Source organism: Pseudomonas sp. ZY71 (assembly GCF_036542145.1).
Lineage (GTDB): Bacteria > Pseudomonadota > Gammaproteobacteria > Pseudomonadales > Pseudomonadaceae > Aquipseudomonas > Aquipseudomonas koreensis_A.
Map to the genome: position 1 here is coordinate 444386 of NZ_CP144274.1, position 20230 is coordinate 464615.

The 20230-nt window shown below is 60.1% G+C and carries 14 protein-coding genes; 13 read left to right on the forward strand and 1 reads right to left on the reverse strand.

Features of this window, described 5'->3' with window-relative positions; genetic code table 11:
• The first annotated feature begins 11 nt into the window (after positions 1-11).
• The 3 genes from rpmE to VY732_RS01970 all read left to right on the forward strand — a co-directional run bounded on the left by rpmE (position 12) and on the right by VY732_RS01970 (position 2507).
• Positions 12-239: a 50S ribosomal protein L31 gene (gene rpmE / locus VY732_RS01960; RefSeq protein ID WP_016984589.1), complete on the forward strand. Its 228-nt coding sequence runs from the start codon at positions 12-14 to the stop codon at positions 237-239.
• A gap of 14 nt (positions 240-253) precedes the next feature.
• Positions 254-1054, forward strand: coding sequence for a thermonuclease family protein (locus tag VY732_RS01965; protein WP_331693642.1), 801 nt, complete (start codon positions 254-256; stop codon positions 1052-1054).
• Positions 1055-1238: 184 nt separating this feature from the next.
• Positions 1239-2507 (forward strand): malic enzyme-like NAD(P)-binding protein, encoded by a 1269-nt coding sequence (locus VY732_RS01970; RefSeq protein ID WP_102899524.1) that lies wholly within the window; start codon positions 1239-1241, stop codon positions 2505-2507.
• 476 nt (positions 2508-2983) lie between these two features.
• On the opposite strand, the gene VY732_RS01975 is transcribed toward VY732_RS01970, so the two are convergent.
• Entirely contained in the window at positions 2984-5428 is a 2445-nt protein-coding gene (locus VY732_RS01975) for a penicillin-binding protein 1A (protein ID WP_371042267.1), read from the reverse strand.
• Between the two features lie 219 nt (positions 5429-5647).
• On the opposite strand from VY732_RS01975, the gene VY732_RS01980 reads away from it, so the two are divergent.
• The 10 genes from VY732_RS01980 to VY732_RS02025 all read left to right on the forward strand — a co-directional run bounded on the left by VY732_RS01980 (position 5648) and on the right by VY732_RS02025 (position 20138).
• Positions 5648-6712: a pilus assembly protein PilM gene (locus tag VY732_RS01980; protein ID WP_077570415.1), complete on the forward strand. Its 1065-nt coding sequence runs from the start codon at positions 5648-5650 to the stop codon at positions 6710-6712.
• Positions 6712-7278 (forward strand): PilN domain-containing protein, encoded by a 567-nt coding sequence (locus VY732_RS01985; protein WP_137218567.1) that lies wholly within the window; start codon positions 6712-6714, stop codon positions 7276-7278. Before VY732_RS01980 ends, VY732_RS01985 begins: the two co-directional genes overlap by 1 nt.
• The gene (pilO, locus tag VY732_RS01990; RefSeq protein WP_331693645.1) at positions 7275-7898 is read left to right on the forward strand and encodes a type 4a pilus biogenesis protein PilO; all 624 of its coding nucleotides are present in this window, start codon (positions 7275-7277) and stop codon (positions 7896-7898) included. Before VY732_RS01985 ends, pilO begins: the two co-directional genes overlap by 4 nt.
• Entirely contained in the window at positions 7895-8422 is a 528-nt protein-coding gene (locus tag VY732_RS01995) for a pilus assembly protein PilP (RefSeq protein ID WP_137218565.1), read from the forward strand. The genes pilO and VY732_RS01995 overlap by 4 nt, the downstream gene beginning before the upstream one ends.
• 13 nt (positions 8423-8435) lie before the next feature.
• Positions 8436-10514, forward strand: a complete 2079-nt coding sequence (gene pilQ, locus VY732_RS02000; RefSeq protein WP_331693648.1) for a type IV pilus secretin PilQ family protein — start codon at positions 8436-8438, stop codon at positions 10512-10514.
• Positions 10515-10518: 4 nt separating this feature from the next.
• On the forward strand, positions 10519-11037 hold the full coding sequence (gene aroK, locus VY732_RS02005; RefSeq protein ID WP_011332081.1) for a shikimate kinase AroK: 519 nt from the start codon (positions 10519-10521) through the stop codon (positions 11035-11037).
• A gap of 152 nt (positions 11038-11189) precedes the next feature.
• Positions 11190-12290 (forward strand): 3-dehydroquinate synthase, encoded by a 1101-nt coding sequence (gene aroB / locus VY732_RS02010; protein ID WP_077570426.1) that lies wholly within the window; start codon positions 11190-11192, stop codon positions 12288-12290.
• A 10-nt stretch (positions 12291-12300) separates the two neighbouring features.
• Positions 12301-13890 (forward strand): AAA family ATPase, encoded by a 1590-nt coding sequence (locus tag VY732_RS02015; protein ID WP_331693650.1) that lies wholly within the window; start codon positions 12301-12303, stop codon positions 13888-13890.
• Between the two features lie 350 nt (positions 13891-14240).
• Entirely contained in the window at positions 14241-18686 is a 4446-nt protein-coding gene (gene gltB, locus VY732_RS02020; RefSeq protein ID WP_331693652.1) for a glutamate synthase large subunit, read from the forward strand.
• A 33-nt stretch (positions 18687-18719) separates the two neighbouring features.
• Positions 18720-20138 carry an FAD-dependent oxidoreductase gene (locus VY732_RS02025; protein ID WP_007909438.1) on the forward strand — a complete coding sequence of 473 codons (1419 nt, stop codon included), beginning with the start codon at positions 18720-18722 and terminating at the stop codon, positions 20136-20138.
• The last annotated feature ends 92 nt before the right edge of the window (positions 20139-20230 follow it).

The window sequence follows — 20230 nt, forward strand, 5'->3', positions numbered from 1 at the left end:
AGGAAGACACCATGAAAGCTGATATTCACCCGAATTACCCAGTCATCGCTGTTACCTGCAGCTGTGGCAACAAGTTCGAAACTCGTTCGACTTTCGGCAAAGCTCTGCCAATCGACGTTTGCAACGAATGCCACCCGTTCTACACCGGTAAGCAGAAGACTCTGGACACTGGCGGCCGCGTTCAGCGCTTCGCAGACCGTTTCGGTGCTTTCGGCAAGAAACCTGCTGCTGCAGAGTAAGGTTGAAGGGCCCGGTGGGCTTTTCCTCGTTGCTGAAAAAGGCGTCCCTCGCGGGCGCCTTTTTTGTGTCTGCGATTTGGCTGTCCGGCGCGCAGGCCTTCTGCCCGGCGCCTGCGGGACTGGCCAGCGTCACGGTGCAGCGCGTGGTCGATGGCGACACGCTGCGCCTGAGCGATGGGCGCAGCGTACGGATGATTGGCCTCAACACACCTGAACTGGGCAGGCAGGGCCGCAGCGACGAACCCTTCTCCGTGGCGGCACGCCAACGCCTGCAAGCGCTGGTCGATGCCAGCGGCGGCCGTGTCGGATTACGTCCCGGCAAGCAAGCCAAAGACCATTACGGGCGTACGCTCGCGCATATTTACAGCGCCAGCGGCGCCAATCTCGAAGCGCAAATGCTCGCCGATGGCCTCGGTTTCCAGGTCGCGGTCGCGCCGAATGTCGATCTTGTTGCCTGTCAGCAAGCCGCCGAACGCAGTGCGCGATTGGCCGGGCTGGGCCTCTGGCGGCAGTCGCCTGTACTGAAAGCGGAGCAGATCCAACGCTCGGGTTTCGCCGTGATCAGTGGCCGTGTGAGCAAGGTTCAGCGCAATCGCGGCGGAATCTGGATCGAGTTAAAGGACGCACTTGTATTGCGCGTTGCACCCAATCTGGTCGGACAATTTGACAATGCACGGTTGCAGGCGCTGAAAGGCAAGCAGATCGAGGCTCGCGGCTGGATCGTTGATCGTTCGCGGCGCGGTGGATTGCAATCCGGACAGTCACGCTGGCTACTTCCGCTGACCGATCCATCGATGTTGCAAACGCCGCGCTGAAGAAAAAATTGTAGACATTTTTTCTGTCGATTGTGAACAGTCCAGCCCTTGTGCGCCGTGGCTCTTGGCCCAAAGTCGTAGGGCAGGGCGCTTGACAGGGGTGACCGCTCAGTCTTGTGGGGACTTTGCGAGGCGCGTATCCTCGCTGACCAGTCTGTCCAACAGTAAAAAGCGGAATGCCAAAATGTCTGATCTGAAAACTGCCGCTCTCGAATATCATGCCAATCCTCGTCCAGGGAAGCTGAGTGTCGAGCTCACCAAGGCCACTGCTACCGCTCGCGACTTGTCGCTGGCCTACAGCCCCGGCGTAGCTGAACCAGTGCGTGAGATCGCTCGCGATCCTGAACTGGCCTACAAATACACCGGCAAGGGCAACCTGGTTGCAGTCATTTCCGATGGCACCGCGATTCTCGGTCTGGGCAACCTCGGCCCATTGGCCTCCAAGCCAGTGATGGAAGGTAAAGGCGTACTGTTCAAGCGCTTCGCCGGCATCGACGTTTTCGACATCGAAGTCGACTCCGAAAGCCCGCAAGCCTTCATCGACACCGTAAAACGCATCTCCATCACCTTCGGTGGCATCAACCTGGAAGACATCAAGGCGCCAGAGTGCTTTGAGATCGAGCGCGCTCTGATCGAGCAGTGCGACATTCCGGTGTTCCACGATGACCAGCACGGCACCGCGATCGTGACCGCTGCGGGCATGATCAACGCTCTGGAAATCGCTGGCAAAACCCTGCCGGACGCCAAGATCGTCTGCCTGGGCGCCGGCGCTGCTGCCATCTCCTGCATGAAATTGCTGGTGAGCATGGGCGCACGCATCGAAAACATCTTCATGGTTGACCGTACCGGCGTGATCCACTCCGGCCGTGACGACCTGAACCAGTACAAAGCAGTATTCGCTCACGCTACCGACAAGCGCAGCCTGGCTGACGCACTGGCGGGCGCTGACGTGTTCGTCGGTCTGTCCGGCCCGAACCTGCTGAGCGCTGAAGGCCTGCTGTCGATGGCACCGAACCCGATCGTGTTCGCCTGCTCGAACCCGGATCCGGAAATCTCCCCGGAACTGGCGCACGCTACCCGTAGCGACGTGATCATGGCCACCGGCCGTTCGGACTACCCGAACCAGGTCAACAACGTACTGGGCTTCCCTTTCATCTTCCGTGGCGCCCTGGACGTTCGCGCCAAGCGCATCAACGAAGAAATGAAAGTGGCTGCCGCCAACGCCCTGCGTGAACTGGCCAAGCTGCCTGTTCCACAGGACGTGTGCGATGCCTACGGCGGTGCGCCGCTGGAATTCGGCCGTGAGTACATCATTCCGAAGCCAATGGACAAGCGCCTGATCACCCTGATCTCCGACGCTGTGGCCAAAGCCGCAATCGAGACCGGTGTGGCGACCCTGCCGTATCCGAAGAACTACCCGCTGAAAAGCGTGGATGACGTGTTCAACGGCTAAGTCGTTGTAGCGCTTCAAACAGAAGCCCCGGCTCGTGAGAGTCGGGGCTTTTTTGTTTTCGGGAATTCTCAGGATCGCATTTCATTTCGACGAGGGCCCTCACCCTAACCCTCTCCCAGGGGGAGAGGGGACTGATTGGGGGATGCTGGAGAGTGACGCCGACCTGAAAGTGTTGTGTTGAATCCATAGGCGCTGATGCGCTTTCAGGTCGGTGTAACTCGCGAATCTCCCGCGGTCGGTCCCCTCTCCCAGGGGGAGAGGGGACTGATTGGGGGATGCTGGAGAGTGACGCCGACCTGAAAGTGTTGTGTTGAATCTATAGGCGCTGATGCGCTTTCAGGTCGACGTATCTCGCGAATTTCCCACGGTCAGTCCCCTCTCCCTCCGGGAGAGGGTTAGGGTGAGGGGCTCTTGATCTTCAGCCATAAAAAAGCCCCGCACTTCAATCGAAGGCGGGGCTTTTCAATACCGCTGGATCAGAACAAATCGATCGGCGCCTGTTCATCCGCCGGCAGCGGGCTGCCCGGCGCCGTGCCATTGCCCAGCTCATTCACCGACGGCGGTGTGTCCTCAGACTTGAACAGCTCGAAGTACGCGCCCGGCGTGCTCGGTGTCGCCGCACGGCCACTGACCGGATCCACACGCAGGCTCAGCAGGCCTTCCGGCTCAGGCTGAACATGTGGCGGCTTGTCCTTCAGCGCAGCCGACATGTAGTTCATCCAGATCGGCAGCGCCACAGTACCGCCGAATTCACGACGACCAAGGCTTTCCGGCTGGTCGAAGCCAGTCCACACCGTGGTCACGTAGTCGGCGTTGTAACCGGAGAACCAGGCATCTTTCGATTCGTTGGTGGTACCGGTTTTACCGGCGATATCGCTACGACCCATGGCCAGCGCGCGACGGCCAGTACCAAGCTTGATCACGTCCTGCAACATGCTGTTGAGGATGTACGTGGTGCGACCATCGACAATCCGCTCAGCCACTGCCGGCGTTTGTGGCACGGCTGCGTTGCCCGGTACTTCACCTGCAACCGGTGTGGCGTTGACCGTAAACGAATCGGTGTGCGGCGCGGCGATACCATCCGTCGCCGAACCACCCTGCGGCACGGTCGGTGGATTGGCGACGAACAACGTGTCGCCATTACGGCTTTCGATCTTGTCGATGATGTACGGGGTGATCTTGTAGCCGCCGTTGGCGAACGTACTCCAGCCGGTGGCAATCTCCATCGGCGTCAGCGTTGCGGTGCCCAGCGCCAGCGACAGGTTTGGCGGCAGATCCTGCTTGTTGAAGCCGAAGCGAGTGATGTAGTCGATGGTCTTGCCCACGCCCATCGCCTGCAGCAAGCGGATCGACACCAGGTTGCGCGACTTGTACAGCGCCTCACGCAAGCGGATCGGGCCGAGGAAGGTGTTGGTGTCGTTCTTCGGGCGCCAGACCTTGTCCAGGTATTCGTCGACGAACACGATTGGCGCATCGTTGACCAGCGTCGCAGCGGTGTAGCCGCTGTCCAGCGCAGCGCTGTAGACAAACGGTTTGAAGCTCGAACCCGGCTGACGCTTGGCCTGCATGGCGCGGTTGTAGTTGCTCTGCTCAAAGGCGAAACCGCCGACCAGCGAGCGAATCGCACCGTTCTGCGGATCCAGCGATACCAGTGCACCTTGTGCCTGCGGGATCTGGCTGAACTTCAGCGAGTTGTCTTTCTGACGCTGCACGCGCACCAAGTCGCCTACCGCCGCGACATCCGACGGCTGACGCGGATTGGCGCCCATGCTGTTGGTGTTGAGGAACGGACGCGCCCATTTCATGGTGTCCCAGGCGACGTGCTCTTCGCCGGTGCGGGTCAGCACTTGCAGGCCGTTCTTGTCGACCTGAGTGACGATGGCCGGTTCGAGGCTGCTGATGGTGCGTTGTTTGGTCAGCTCACTGGCCCACGCTTCGCGCGTCTTGCCTGGCAGGCGCGACTCGGGGCCGCGGTAGCCGTGACGCTGGTCGTAGGTCATCAAACCTTCGTGCAGCGCGGTGTTGGCCATCTCCTGCAGGTTGCTCGGCACCGTGGTGGTGACGCGGAAGCCTTCGGTGTAGGCATCGCTGCCATAACGGCCGACCATTTCGGCCCGGGCCATTTCGGCGATGTACGGTGCATTCACTTCCGGGGTCGGCACGTGATAGCTGGCGTTCAGTGGCTCATTGATGGCGGCGGTGTAATCCGCCTCGCTGATCTTGCCGAGCTTGTACATGCGCCCGAGGATCCAGTCGCGGCGTTCTTTGCTGCGTGCGGGGTTGGCCAGCGGGTTGAAGCGCGACGGCGCTTTCGGCAGGCCGGCGATCATCGCCATTTGCGCCAGGCTGACGTCACGGATCGACTTGCCGTAATACACCTGCGCCGCCGCTTCGATGCCGTAGGCACGGTTACCCAGGTAGATTTTGTTCACGTACAGCTCAAGGATCTCGTCCTTGGTCAGCTGTCGTTCGATCTGCAGGGCCAGCAGAATTTCGGTGGTTTTGCGCGAGAAGCTGCGTTCGCTGGTCAGGAAGAAATTCTTCGCCACCTGCATGGTGATGGTGCTGCCGCCGGACTGAATGTGTCCGCTTTTGACCAGTTGGGTCGCGGCGCGCATCAGGCTGCTTGGGTCGACGCCATAGTGGTTGGCGAAATTGTCGTCTTCAGCACTTAGTAACGCATTAATGAAATTGGGCGGAATGTCGGCGAAACGGATCGGTGTACGGCGCATTTCGCCAAATTCTGCGATCAACTTGTTGTCGCTGGAGTAGACCCGCAGGGGAATCTGCAACTGAATGCTTCGCAGAGCCTCCACAGACGGCAAACCCGGACTAAGGTAAAGAAACGCGCCGCTGAGACCTAAAAGCAGTCCGCAGAAAACGGCGACGATGGACCAACCGAAAAATTTCAGCAGACGAATCAAGGCGTTTGGACATCCAGGGCAAAGAATGAATTTGGCGACGGGGCTCCGGCTACACACAGAACCATCCGCGCTTGCAGTAAAAAGCAGAAAAAAACGCTGGGCATTATAAGCACTTTTCTGTTGGGGGCGTCATTTGCGCTTCTGTCAAGACGGGGTGAAGGAACGCAATGCGTATTACAGAGTCCGTAACTCACGGAAAGTCATAGGGAATTGGTAGTGCTGGGACTCTTCAATAAAAAAGCCAAACCGTTACTGGGGATCGACATCAGCTCCACGTCAGTGAAGCTGCTGGAACTGAGCCGTCAGGGTGATCGCTACCGGGTCGAGGCATACGCGGTAGAGCCATTGCCGGTCAACGCCGTGGTCGAAAAGAACATCGCCGAGCTTGAAGGCGTCGGTCAGGCCCTGAGCCGCGTGCTGGTCAAGGCGCGCACCGGGCTCAAGAGCGTGGCAGTGGCGGTGGCCGGTTCCGCCGTGATCACCAAAGTCATCGAAATGGACGCCGGGCTGTCCGACGACGAACTGGAAAACCAGCTCAAGATCGAAGCCGACCAATACATTCCCTATCCGCTGGACGAAGTCGCCATCGACTTCGAAGTCCAGGGCATATCACCGCGCAATCCCGAGCGGGTCAACGTGTTGCTCGCCGCCTGTCGCAAGGAAAACGTCGAAGTCCGTGAAGCGGCGTTGGCTCTGGCCGGGCTGACCGCGCGGGTAGTCGATGTCGAGGCCTATGCACTGGAGCGCTCATTCGGTTTGCTCGCGACGCAACTGGCCGCCTCGCAGGAGCGCCTGACCGTCGCGGTGGTCGACATCGGCGCGACCATGACCACTCTCAGCGTCCTGCACAACGGCAAGATCATCTACACCCGCGAACAATTGTTCGGCGGTCGGCAATTGACCGAAGAAATCCAGCGGCGTTATGGCCTGACCCTCGAGCAGGCCGGGCTGGCGAAAAAGCAGGGTGGTCTGCCCGATGATTACATCAGCGAGGTCTTGCAGCCGTTTCGCGAGGCGCTGGTACAGCAGGTGTCGCGCTCATTGCAGTTCTTCTTCGCCTCCGGGCAATACAACGCGGTCGATCACATTCTGCTGGCCGGCGGCACGGCGTCGGTGCCAGGGCTGGACCGCTTGATCGAGCAACGCCTGAAGACGCCAACGCAAGTGGCCAACCCGTTTGCCAACATGGCCTTGAGCAGCAAAGTCAACGCTGGAGCGCTGGCCAGCGATGCGCCGGCGCTGATGATCGCCTGCGGGCTCGCGCTCAGGAGTTTCGACTGATGGCGCGGATCAACCTCCTGCCCTGGCGCGAAGAGCGCCGCGAAGAGCGGCGCAAACGCTTTCTGCTGGCCTTGATCGGCGTGGTGGTCGGCTCGGTGGGCGCGGTGCTGATTGCTGATCAGGTCATCAGCGCGGCCATTGAGCGGCAAGTGGCGCGCAACGACTACATCGGCAAGCAGATCGCCGTGGTCGACGAGCGGATCAAGCAGATCAGCGAACTCAAAGCGCACCGCCAGCAACTGGTCGAGCGCATGCGCATCATCCAGGACCTGCAGGGCAACCGGCAGGTCAGCGGGCGAATCTTTGATCAGCTGGCGCGTACGCTGCCGGACGGCGTGTATTTCACAGAAGTGAAAATGACCGGCAAAACCCTGTCGATCAGTGGCGCCGCAGAATCCAACAACCGCGTTTCGGACCTGATGCGCAATCTCGAGGCATCGGACTGGTTCGATGCGCCGAGTCTCAACGAAGTCAAGGCGACGACCGCCGGCCAAGTGGACCAGACCAACACGTTTGAACTGACCGTACGGCAGACCCAGCCGCAAGCCGTGGAGGACGACCAATGAAACCGTCCGAATGGCTGGAAAGCTTGCGCGACATCGACTTCAACGATCTCGACACCAGTAACATCGGTTCCTGGCCGGCGGCGGTGAAATTTATCGCCGGAGCGCTGTTGACGGTGCTGGTGTTGGCGCTTGGCTATAACTTTTTCATCAGTGATATGGAAAATCAGCTCGACCTCAAACGAGAGGAAGAGATCACCCTCAAAGAACAGTTCGCCAGCAAGGCGCGTCTGTCAGCCAACCTTGAGTTGTACACCCAGCAAATGAAGGAGATGGAAAACACCTTCGGCGTGCTTTTACGGCAATTGCCCAGTGACACCGAAGTGCCGGGGCTGCTCGAGGACATCACGCGTACCGGTCTGGGCAGCGGCCTGGAGTTTGAAGAGATCAAACTGCTGCCGGAGGTCACCCAGCAGTTCTACATAGAGCTGCCGATTCAGATCACCGTCACCGGCGCTTATCACGATCTCGCGACCTTCGTCAGCGGCGTGGCTGGGCTGCCGCGCATCGTCACCCTGCATGATTTCGAACTCGCTCCTGCCGATAAAGAAGGCGGGCCGAAGCTGCGCATGGGCATCCTTGCCAAGACCTACCGCTATAACGACAAGGGGCTGCAGAAATGACCCCGATTCGTTGTATCGCGTTGGCGATGACGCTGCTCGCGTTGAACGGTTGTGGTGGCAATGACGACTTCAGCGATCTCGACGCCTACCTGAATGAAGTGCGCCTGCGCCCGGCAGGCAAGATTGAACCAACCCCGACATTCCGGTCTTACCCAACATTCACTTACAGCGCGGCCAACCTGCGCAGTCCGTTCTCGCGCCAGGTGCGCGTTGATCTGGCCGGGCAGAAACATGGCTCACGCAACGTCAAGCCCGACCCCAACCGGGTCAAGCAATACCTCGAAGGTTTCAACATCGAGCAGTTCGAGATGGTCGGCACGATTGCCAATGCTTCCGGCTCCTTCGCGCTGCTGCGCGGTGCTGGCGGCGTGCATCGGTTGAAAGTCGGCGATTACCTGGGGCGCAACGACGGTCGCATCGTCGCCATCAGTGCCACCCAGGTCGATGTGGTCGAGATCGTTCCCGACGGCGAAGGCGCCTGGCTGGAGCGTCCGCGCACCATTCCTTTGAAAGAGCACTCATAGTGGAAGTCGAACAATGAACAGGATTTTCTCCACCCTCGGTTTTTCGCTATGGATAGCGCTGATGTCGCCGATGGTACTCGCGGCCAATCTGAAGATGCTGGATGTGGCAGCGTTGCCGGGTGATCGCGTTGAACTGAAGTTGTCGTTCGACGGCCCGCCGCCGCAACCCAAGGGCTACACCACTGAATCACCGGCGCGGATTGCGCTGGATCTGCCCGGTGTCGCCAGTCAGTTGGCCAGCAAGAATCTTGATCTGGGCAGTGGTAATGCGCGCACGGCCACGGTGGTCGAGGCCAAGGAGCGGACTCGGCTGATTGTCAGTCTCACGCAACTGGCGCCTTACACCACGCGGGTCGAAGGCAATAACCTGTTCGTGGTGGTTGGTCAGGGCGCACCGGCAGCGGCGCCGCGTCCTGCTGCCGTCGCACCTCGTGCTACCGCTAAAGCGCCTGCACCCGCCAAGGCCTTTGTGCCGAAAAACCGGGCGATTCGCGGTGTGGACTTCCAGCGCGGTACGGCAGGTGAAGGCAATGTCGTCATCGATCTGTCCGACCCGACCATTGCCCCGGATATTCAGGAACATGACGGCAAGATCATCCTCAGCTTTGCCCGCACGCAGCTGCCGGACAAGCTGCGGGTACGCCTCGACGTCAAGGATTTCGCCACCCCGGTGCAGTTCGTCAATGCCGGAGTGACCGCTGATCGCACGGTTATTACCGTTGAGCCCAGTGGTACTTACGAATACTCGACCTTCCAGACCGACAACAAGCTGACTGTCAGCATCCGCCCGATGACCGTCGATGACCTGCAAAAGCGTAACGCTGACCGTCAGGCTTACGTCGGCGAAAAGCTCTCGCTGAATTTCCAGGACATTGATGTGCGCTCGGTGCTGCAACTCATCGCCGATTTCACCAACCTCAACCTGGTCGCCAGCGACACGGTGCAGGGTGGCATCACTTTGCGTCTGCAAAACGTGCCGTGGGATCAGGCGCTGGATCTGGTGTTGAAAACCAAAGGCCTGGATAAACGCAAGATCGGCAACGTGCTGCTGGTGGCTCCCGCCGATGAAATCGCTGCCCGCGAGCGCCAGGAACTGGAGTCGCAGAAGCAGATCGCCGAACTGGCGCCGTTGCGCCGCGAGCTGTTGCAGGTGAACTACGCCAAAGCCGCGGACATTGCCAAGCTGTTTCAGTCGGTGACCAGTGCCGAGGCGAAAATCGACGAACGCGGTTCGATTACAGTGGATGAGCGAACCAACAACATCATTGCCTACCAGACTCAGGATCGTCTCGACGAACTGCGGCGGATCGTGGCGCAACTGGATATTCCGGTGCGTCAGGTGATGATCGAGGCGCGAATTGTCGAAGCCAACGTCGATTATGACAAAAGCCTCGGCGTGCGCTGGGGCGGTTCGATCCAGAACAAGGGCAACTGGAACGCTTCCGGGGTCAACGGTTCATCGACGACCATCGGTACGCCAGGCAGCACCAGTACCAACTCACCGTTCGTCGACATGGGCACAGTGGGCAATACTTCAGGGATCGGCATCGCCTTCATCACCGACAACGTGCTGCTCGATCTCGAACTGACCGCGATGGAGAAGACCGGTAACGGCGAAATCGTCTCGCAGCCGAAGGTGGTCACCTCCGACAAGGAAACCGCAAAAATCCTCAAAGGCACCGAAATTCCGTATCAGGAAGCCAGCTCCAGCGGTGCAACCTCGGTGTCGTTCAAGGAGGCTTCGCTATCGCTGGAAGTCACCCCGCAGATCACCCCGGACAACCGCATCATCATGGAGGTCAAGGTCACCAAGGACGAACCGGATTACCTGAACAAAGTGCAGGATGTGCCGCCGATCAAGAAAAACGAGGTCAACGCCAAGGTGCTGGTCAACGACGGCGAAACCATCGTGATTGGCGGTGTTTTCTCAAATACTCAAAGCAAGGTCGTAGATAAGGTGCCATTTCTTGGCGATGTGCCGTATCTTGGCCGCCTTTTCCGGCGTGATGTGGTTTCGGAGAAAAAATCCGAGCTGCTGGTATTTCTCACACCACGTATCATGAATAACCAGGCGATTGCTGTGAGTCGTTGATTCTGTGCGAAATTTGATTCTTGTAGGACCGATGGGTGCTGGCAAAAGCACCATCGGCCGGTTACTGGCCAAAGAGCTGCGCCTGCCGTTCAAAGATTCCGACAAGGAAATTGAACTGCGCACGGGCGCCAATATCCCGTGGATCTTCGACAAGGAAGGCGAACCCGGCTTTCGCGACCGTGAGCAGGCGATGATTGCCGAGCTGTGCGCGTTCGATGGCGTGGTGTTGGCGACCGGCGGTGGTGCAGTCATGCGCGATGCCAATCGCAAGGCCCTGCATGAGGGTGGGCGAGTGGTGTATCTGCACGCCTCCGTCGAACAGCAGGTCGGCCGCACTTCGCGTGACCGCAATCGACCGTTGCTGCGCACTGCCAATCCGGAGAAAACCCTGCGTGACCTGCTGGCGATCCGTGATCCGCTGTATCGGGAAATCGCCGATCTGGTGGTGGAAACCGACGAACGGCCGCCACGCATGGTGGTGCTCGACATTCTCGATCGTCTGGCGCAACTTCCTCCCCGTTAAAGCAGCGCTCGAAATGCGCTATCCTCGGCGTCCTGTCACAGCCCGTCGAGGTTGTGGCGGATGGCGTACGAGCGGCGTCATACCCGCTATAGGCCGCAGATAACCAATAATTCAGGGCAGGACGCCTGCTTCCATCTTCACTGTGGGGACACATGCAGACACTCAAGGTCGATCTAGGCGAGCGCAGCTACCCGATTCATATTGGCGAAGGTTTGTTGGATCAGCCCGAGTTGCTGGCACCGCATATCCATGGGCGGCAGGTGGCAATCATCTCCAACGAGACCGTTGCGCCGCTCTATCTTGAGCGTCTGACTCGCAGCCTGGCGCAGTTCTCGGTGATCTCCGTGGTGCTGCCGGACGGCGAGGCCTTCAAGAACTGGGAAACCCTGCAACTGATCTTCGACGGTCTGCTGACCGCCCGTCATGACCGCCGCACCACCGTGATCGCCCTCGGCGGCGGGGTGATCGGCGACATGGCCGGCTTCGCCGCTGCCTGCTACCAGCGCGGTGTCGACTTTATCCAGATCCCTACGACGTTGCTGTCCCAGGTCGATTCGTCGGTGGGCGGCAAGACCGGCATCAACCATCCGTTGGGCAAGAACATGGTCGGCGCGTTCTATCAGCCGAACGTGGTGCTGATCGATACGGCGTCCCTGAAAACCCTGCCAGAGCGCGAGCTGTCCGCCGGTCTGGCCGAAGTCATCAAGTACGGTCTGATCTGTGACGAGCCGTTCCTGACCTGGCTCGAAGAAAACGTCGATGCCCTGCGTGGGCTGGATCAGAAAGCCCTGACTTACGCGATCGAGCGCTCCTGCGCAGCCAAGGCTGCGGTGGTCGGCGCCGATGAGAAGGAAACCGGCGTACGTGCCACGCTCAACCTTGGCCACACCTTCGGCCACGCCATCGAGACCCACATGGGCTATGGTGTCTGGTTGCACGGGGAGGCGGTGGCGGCTGGCACCGTGATGGCGCTGGAGATGTCTGCGCGTCTGGGCTGGATCAGCGAGCAGGAGCGTGATCGCGGCATTCGTCTGTTCCAGCGCGCCGGTCTGCCGGTGATCCCGCCGACGGAAATGACCGAAGCCGATTTCCTGGAACACATGGCAATTGATAAAAAAGTGATCGACGGTCGTCTGCGCCTGGTGCTGCTGCGCCGGATGGGCGAAGCGGTAGTGACCGACGATTATCCGAAAGAGGTTCTACAGGCCACGCTGGGAGCGGATTACCGCGCCCTGGCTCAGCTTAAAGGTTAATAAGATTCCGATGACTAGTTTGCATGCCGACGAGGCGTTCCTCGGCCATTTCCAGTTAAGTCACGACCCGTTCGCGCCACGCGTGCCGGGCTTCAAGTTCTTCCCGGCCCAGCGCAAACCGGTACTGGGTCAACTGCACCATCTGGCGCGTTACAGCCAGTTGCTGCTGGTGGTCACCGGGCCGCAGGGCAGTGGCAAGACGTTGTTGCGTCAGGCGCTGGTCGCCAGCACCAACAAACAGTCGGTGCAGAGCGTGGTGGTTTCCGCCCGTGGTGCCGGTGATGCCGCTGGCGTGCTGCGCCAGGTTGCGCAGGCACTGAACGTCGCTCAGGCCGAAGTTGGCGCGATTCTGGATCAAGTGGTGCAACTCGCGCTGACCGGCCAGGAAGTCTATCTGTTGGTGGATGACGCCGAGCAGCTCGATGAATCCGCCCTCGAAGCGCTGATGGCACTGGGTGCCGGCGCACCGGAAGGTCGCCCGCACGTGTTCCTGTTCGGTGAATCGTCGCTGATCGCTCAGCTCGAGGCTTTGCACCTTGAGGAAGAGCGTTTTCACGTCATCGAATTACAGCCTTACACCGAAGAAGAAACGCGCGAATATCTCGACCAACGGCTCGAAGGCGCCGGCCGGGGTGTCGAACTTTTCAGCGCAGATCAGATCTCTGATATTCACGAAAGTGCCGAGGGTTGGCCGGGCAACATCAACCAGGTCGCTCGCGATGCTCTGATCGAAGTCATGATTGCCAGCCGCTCAGCGGTCAAGCGTCCAAGTATGGGGTTCAACATGCCGAAGAAACACGTATTGGCGATTTCCGCCGTCGTTGTGGTCGCGGTCGCTGCCGCCTGGCTGATGCCGGGTCGCAACAAGGCGCCGACCACCGGTGCACCGGCCAATGAGCAGGCACAGTTGCCATTGGGCCAGGGCGCAGCCAATGGCGGCGCGCCGAACGTCGAGTTCGCCGGTAATACACAGCCGATGCCGCTGCCGCTGGTCGGCAACTCGCAACCGGTAATGCGCGGTCCGTTGGCCGAAGCGGCCGGTGGCATTACCGAAGGCGACGATGGGGTGCCGCTGGAAGGTTCCAGCGACACCCCACCGACCGTTACTACTTCCGCGCCACCTGCGGGCGTTCCGGCCGGCCCTGCGCCGACACCGGTTCCGTTGCCAGCGGCCAAGCCGACGCCGGCGCCGACGCAAGTTGCCACCGCCAAGCCTGCTCCGGCGCCAGTCGCCAAACCAGCTCCAGCGCCAGCCAAGCCAGCCGCGGCTGCCAAACCGGCCGAGAAGCCGGTGACCGTCGCCAAGGCTGCTGGTGGCAGCTGGTACGCCGGCCAGCCGACCGGCAACTATGTAGTGCAGATCCTCGGCACCAGCTCCGAAGCCGCTGCGCAAAACTTCGTCAAAGAGCAGGGCGGCGAGTACCGTTATTTCAAGAAAGTCCTCAACGGCAAACCGCTTTACGTGATCACCTACGGCAACTTCGCCAATCGTGATGCAGCCGTTTCTGCCATCAAGGCCTTGCCAGCGAAGGTTCAGGCTGGTAAACCTTGGCCTCGCACTGTCGCCAGCGTCCAACAGGAACTGGCAACAACTCGCTGAAGATTCGGCGGCCTTACCCAGGCCGCCTCTCCAAGCACCTCAAAATTTCTACGAGTGCGCGCCGCCTTCACAGGCCGCGTGCCTTGTGGTGTCTGCGTCACAGTAGTCTTTGAGTCGTTGCGGTCAAAATTAAAAAAGTTTTGACTAGCACAGCAGATCGCTTTAAACCTTTCACAAATGCGACATGAATTTGCGACATTTCGTCGTCAAATTTGTGAGCCTCTGTGTCGCTGTGTACAATGACCACCCTTTTGCCCCCGCCAAGCCGGCGTACGTTCGGCGCGGAATGCAAGTGGTTGAATTGAAAAGAAATTTGCCTCGAAAAGAGGCAGCCTGGTGAGAAAGTGTCTATGAAAGCAGGTCTGTACCAACCAGATGAATTCAAGGATAACTGCGGTTTCGGCCTGATAGCCCATATGCAGGGCGAGCCCAGTCATACCCTTTTGCAAACGGCCATCGAGGCCCTGACCTGCATGACCCACCGCGGTGGGATTAATGCCGACGGCAAGACCGGTGACGGTTGCGGTCTGCTGATTCAAAAGCCTGACGCGTTCCTGCGGGCCATTGCCCAGGAAACCTTCAGCGTTGAGCTGCCCAAGCAATATGCAGTGGGCATGGTCTTCTTCAACCAGGATCCGGCCAAGGCCGAAGCCGCGCGCGAGAACATGAACCGCGAGATCCTCGCTGAAGGCCTGCAACTGATCGGCTGGCGCAAAGTGCCCATCGACACCAGCGTCCTCGGCCGCCTGGCCCTTGAGCGCCTGCCGCAAATCGAGCAGGTGTACATCGGCGGCGAAGGCCTGAGCGATCAGGACATGGCCGTGAAGCTGTTCAGTGCGCGTCGTCGTTCGTCGGTGGCCAACGCCGTCGACTCCGACCACTACATCTGCAGCTTTTCGCACAAGACCATCATCTATAAAGGCCTGATGATGCCGGCCGACCTGGCCGCGTTTTATCCAGACCTGAGCGACGAGCGCCTGCAAACCGCAATCTGCGTGTTCCACCAGCGCTTCTCCACCAACACCCTGCCGAAATGGCCGCTGGCTCAGCCATTCCGCTTCCTCGCCCACAACGGCGAGATCAACACCATCACCGGTAACCGTAACTGGGCGCAGGCCCGTCGGACCAAGTTCAGCAATGATCTGATGGATCTGGAAGAACTCGGCCCGCTGGTCAACCGTGTTGGCTCCGACTCCTCGAGCATGGACAACATGCTCGAACTGATGGTCACCGGTGGCATCGACCTGTTCCGTGGCGTGCGGATGATCATTCCGCCGGCGTGGCAGAACGTCGAAACCATGGACCCGGATCTGCGTGCGTTCTACGAGTACAACTCGATGCACATGGAGCCGTGGGACGGCCCGGCCGGCGTGGTCATGACCGACGGTCGTTACGCGGTGTGCCTGCTCGACCGTAACGGTCTGCGCCCGGCGCGCTGGGTCACCACCACCAACGGTTTCATCACCCTCGCCTCGGAAATCGGCGTGTGGGACTACAAACCGGAAGACGTGATTGCCAAAGGCCGTGTCGGCCCAGGTCAGATCTTCGCCGTGGACACCGAAACCGGGCAGATCCTCGACACCGATGCGATCGACAACCGTCTGAAATCCCGTCATCCGTACAAGCAATGGCTGCGCAAGAATGCCCTGCGCATCCAGGCGACCATGGAAGACAACGACCACGGTTCGGCGTTTTACGACGTTGATCAGCTTAAGCAATACATGAAGATGTATCAGGTCACGTTCGAAGAGCGCGATCAGGTTCTGCGTCCGCTCGGCGAGCAAGGCTACGAAGCCGTTGGCTCGATGGGCGATGACACGCCGATGGCCGTGCTCTCGCAGCGTGTGCGTACGCCGTACGACTATTTCCGTCAGCAGTTCGCGCAGGTTACCAACCCGCCGATCGACCCGCTGCGTGAAGCGATCGTGATGTCGCTGGAAATCTGCCTCGGTGCCGAGCGCAACATTTTCCAGGAGTCGCCGGAACACGCCTCGCGCGTGATCCTCAGCTCGCCGGTGATCTCCCCGGCCAAGTGGCGCTCGTTGATGAACCTCGACCGCCCGGGTTTCGAGCGGCAGATCATCGACCTCAACTACGACGAAAGCGTCGGCCTCGAAGCGGCAATCCGCAACGTTGCCGATCAGGCTGAAGAAGCTGTGCGCGCCGGTCGCACTCAGATCGTCTTGAGCGACCGTCATATCGCCCCGGGCAAGCTGCCGATCCACGCCTCGCTGGCGACCGGTGCCGTACACCATCGCCTGACCGAAAAAGGCCTGCGTTGCGATTCCAACATCCTCGTTGAAACCGCGACCGCCCGTGACCCGCATCACTTCGCGGTGCTGATCGGTTTCGGCGCCTCGGCGGTCTATCCGTTCCTGGCCTACGAAGTGCTGGGCGACCTGATCCGTACCGGTGAAGTGCTGGGCGACCTCTATGAGGTGTTCAAGAACTACCGCAAAGGCATCACCAAAGGTCTGCTGAAGATACTGTCGAAGATGGGCATTTCGACCATCGCTTCCTACCGCGGAGCACAATTGTTCGAAGCGATCGGCCTGTCCGAAGAAGTCTGCGACCTGAGCTTCCGTGGCGTGCCGAGTCGCATCAAGGGTGCGCGTTTCGTCGACATCGAAGCCGAGCAGAAAGCACTGGCCACCGAAGCCTGGAGTCCGCGTAAGCCGATCCAGCAGGGCGGTCTGCTGAAGTTCGTCCACGGTGGCGAATATCACGCCTATAACCCGGACGTGGTCAACACCCTGCAAGCCGCTGTACAGCAGGGCGACTACGCCAAGTTCAAGGAATACACCTCGCTGGTGGATAACCGTCCGGTGTCGATGATCCGCGACCTGTTCAAGGTCAAGACCCTCGACACGCCGCTGGACATCAGTGAAATCGAACCGTTGGAGTCGGTGCTCAAACGCTTCGATTCCGCCGGTATCTCGCTGGGCGCACTGTCGCCGGAAGCTCACGAAGCCCTGGCCGAAGCCATGAACCGCCTCGGTGCGCGTTCCAACTCCGGCGAAGGCGGTGAAGACCCGGCGCGTTACGGCACCATCAAGAGCTCGAAGATCAAGCAGGTCGCGACGGGTCGTTTCGGTGTAACCCCTGAATACCTGGTCAACGCCGAAGTGCTGCAGATCAAGGTCGCGCAAGGCGCCAAGCCGGGCGAAGGCGGGCAACTGCCGGGTGGCAAGGTCAACGGGCTGATCGCCAAGCTGCGTTACGCAGTGCCGGGCGTGACCCTGATTTCGCCGCCGCCGCACCACGACATCTATTCGATCGAAGACTTGTCGCAGCTGATTTTCGACCTGAAACAGGTCAACCCGAAGGCGCTGGTTTCGGTGAAGCTCGTCGCCGAAGCGGGGGTCGGCACCATCGCCGCCGGTGTGGCCAAGGCCTATGCGGACTTGATCACCATTTCCGGTTACGACGGTGGTACCGGTGCTTCGCCGCTGACCTCGATCAAATACGCTGGCGCACCGTGGGAACTCGGCCTCGCCGAAACTCACCAGACCCTGCGCGGCAACGACCTGCGCGGCAAAGTCCGGGTGCAGACCGACGGCGGCCTGAAAACCGGCCTCGACGTGATCAAGGCAGCAATCCTCGGCGCCGAAAGCTTCGGCTTCGGTACTGCGCCAATGATCGCGCTGGGTTGCAAATACCTGCGTATCTGCCACCTGAACAACTGCGCCACCGGCGTTGCGACGCAGAACGAGAAGCTGCGCAAGGATCACTACATCGGTACCGTCGACATGGTGGTGAACTTCTTCACCTACGTCGCCGAAGAAACCCGTGAGTGGCTGGCCAAGCTCGGCGTGCGCTCCCTCGAGGAGCTGATCGGTCGCACCGATCTGCTGGAAATCCTCGAAGGCCAGACCGCCAAGCAGAACCACCTCGATCTGACGCCGCTGTTGGGCAGCGATCACATTCCGGCGGACAAGCCACAGTTCTGCGGCGTTGAGCGCAACCCGCCGTTCGACCAAGGCCTGCTGGCCGAGAAAATGGTCGAGATGGCCTCGTCGGCGATCAACGACATGAGCGGTGCCGAGTTCGACCTGGACATCTGCAACTGCGACCGTTCGATCGGCGCGCGGATCTCCGGCGAAATCGCCCGCAAGCACGGCAACCAGGGCATGGCGAAAGCGCCGATCACCTTCCGCTTCAAAGGCACTGCCGGGCAGAGCTTCGGCGTGTGGAACGCCGGCGGTCTGAACATGTACCTCGAAGGCGACGCCAACGACTACGTCGGCAAAGGCATGACCGGTGGCAAGCTGACCATCGTGCCGCCGAAGGGCAGCGTTTACAAAACTCAGGACAGCGCCATCATCGGCAACACCTGCCTGTACGGCGCCACGGGCGGCAAGCTGTTCGCCGCCGGCACCGCAGGCGAGCGTTTCGCCGTGCGCAACTCCGGTGCCCACACGGTCGTGGAAGGCACTGGCGATCACTGCTGCGAGTACATGACCGGTGGTTTTGTCGCCGTTCTGGGCAAGACCGGTTACAACTTCGGCTCTGGCATGACCGGTGGTTTCGCCTACGTGCTCGATCAGGACAACACCTTCGTTGACCGGGTCAACCACGAATTGGTGGAAATCCAGCGGATCAGCGGCGAAGCGATGGAGGCTTATCGCAGCCACCTGCAAAACGTGCTGAACGAGTACGTCGCCGAAACCGACAGCGAGTGGGGTCGTGAACTCGCCGAAAACCTCGATGACTACTTGCGCCGTTTCTGGCTGGTCAAGCCGAAGGCTGCCAACCTGAAGTCGTTGCTTTCCAGCACTCGTGCCAACCCGCAGTGATATGCGCCTGAAGAGTTTGATGAGGTTTTAACAATGGCTGAACGTCTGAATAACGACTTCCAGTTCATCGATGTCGGGCGCAAGGATCCGAAGAAGAAACTGTTGCGTCAACGCAAGAAAGAGTTCGTCGAAATCTACGAACCGTTCAAACCCCAGCAGTCGGCCGATCAGGCCCACCGCTGTCTGGGTTGCGGCAACCCGTATTGCGAATGGAAGTGCCCGGTGCACAACTTCATTCCCAACTGGTTGAAGCTGGTGGCCGAGGGCAACATCCTTCAGGCCGCCGAGCTGTCGCACCAGACCAACACCCTGCCGGAAGTCTGCGGCAGGGTTTGTCCCCAGGATCGTCTGTGCGAGGGTGCCTGCACCCTTAACGACGGTTTCGGCGCGGTGACCATCGGTTCGGTCGAGAAGTACATCACCGACACCGCGTTCGCTATGGGCTGGCGCCCGGACATGTCCAAGGTCAAACCGACCGGCAAACGTGTTGCGATCATCGGCGCGGGCCCGGCGGGTCTCGGTTGTGCCGACGTGCTGGTACGCGGCGGCGTGACTCCGGTGGTGTTCGACAAGAATCCGGAAATCGGTGGTTTGCTGACCTTTGGCATCCCCGAGTTCAAGCTGGAAAAGACCGTGCTGAGCAATCGCCGCGAAGTCTTCACCGGCATGGGCATCGAGTTCCGTCTCAACACCGAAGTCGGCAAAGACGTGACCATGGAACAACTGCTCGCCGAATACGATGCAGTGTTCATGGGCATGGGCACCTACACCTACATGAAGGGCGGTTTTGCCGGTGAGGACCTGCCGGGCGTTTATGACGCACTGGACTTCCTGATCGCCAACGTCAATCGCAACCTGGGCTTTGAAAAGTCGCCGGAAGATTTCGTCGACATGAAAGGCAAGAAGGTTGTGGTACTCGGCGGCGGCGACACGGCGATGGACTGCAACCGCACGTCGATCCGTCAGGGCGCCAAGTCGGTGACCTGCGCTTATCGTCGTGACGAAGCGAACATGCCCGGCTCGCGCAAAGAGGTGAAGAACGCCAAGGAAGAAGGCGTGAAATTCCTCTACAACCGCCAGCCGATCGCTATCGTCGGCGAAGACAAGGTTGAGGGCGTGAAAGTGGTCGAGACCCGTCTCGGCGAACCGGACGCCCGTGGCCGTCGCAGCCCTGAGCCGATCCCGGGTTCCGAAGAGATCATCCCGGCCGACGCCGTGGTCATCGCGTTCGGTTTCCGCCCGAGCCCGGCGCCGTGGTTCGAACAGTTCGAGATCCAGACCGACAGCCAGGGCCGCGTCGTTGCGCCTGAGCAAGGTCAGTACAAGCACCAGACCAGCAACCCGAAAATCTTTGCCGGTGGCGACATGGTGCGCGGTTCCGACCTGGTGGTGACGGCGATCTTCGAAGGCCGCAATGCCGCCGAAGGGATCCTCGATTACCTGGGCGTCTAAACAAGCGACGCAATACCCTGTAGGAGTGAGCCTGCTCGCGATGGCGGTAGATCAGTCACCAGATCCATTGACTGACATTCCGCTATCGCGAG

Excerpts from the sequence above, each read along its gene's own strand:
- VY732_RS02025 (WP_007909438.1), top strand. The coding sequence starts at position 18,720 with ATGGCTGAACGTCTGAATAACGACTTCCAGTTCATCGATGTCGGGCGC.
- VY732_RS01970 (WP_102899524.1), top strand. The coding sequence starts at position 1,239 with ATGTCTGATCTGAAAACTGCCGCTCTCGAATATCATGCCAATCCTCGT.
- gltB (WP_331693652.1), top strand. The coding sequence starts at position 14,241 with ATGAAAGCAGGTCTGTACCAACCAGATGAATTCAAGGATAACTGCGGT.
- rpmE (WP_016984589.1), top strand. The coding sequence starts at position 12 with ATGAAAGCTGATATTCACCCGAATTACCCAGTCATCGCTGTTACCTGC.
- VY732_RS01995 (WP_137218565.1), top strand. The coding sequence starts at position 7,895 with ATGACCCCGATTCGTTGTATCGCGTTGGCGATGACGCTGCTCGCGTTG.
- VY732_RS01985 (WP_137218567.1), top strand. The coding sequence starts at position 6,712 with ATGGCGCGGATCAACCTCCTGCCCTGGCGCGAAGAGCGCCGCGAAGAG.
- aroB (WP_077570426.1), top strand. The coding sequence starts at position 11,190 with ATGCAGACACTCAAGGTCGATCTAGGCGAGCGCAGCTACCCGATTCAT.
- pilQ (WP_331693648.1), top strand. The coding sequence starts at position 8,436 with ATGAACAGGATTTTCTCCACCCTCGGTTTTTCGCTATGGATAGCGCTG.
- pilO (WP_331693645.1), top strand. The coding sequence starts at position 7,275 with ATGAAACCGTCCGAATGGCTGGAAAGCTTGCGCGACATCGACTTCAAC.
- VY732_RS02015 (WP_331693650.1), top strand. The coding sequence starts at position 12,301 with ATGACTAGTTTGCATGCCGACGAGGCGTTCCTCGGCCATTTCCAGTTA.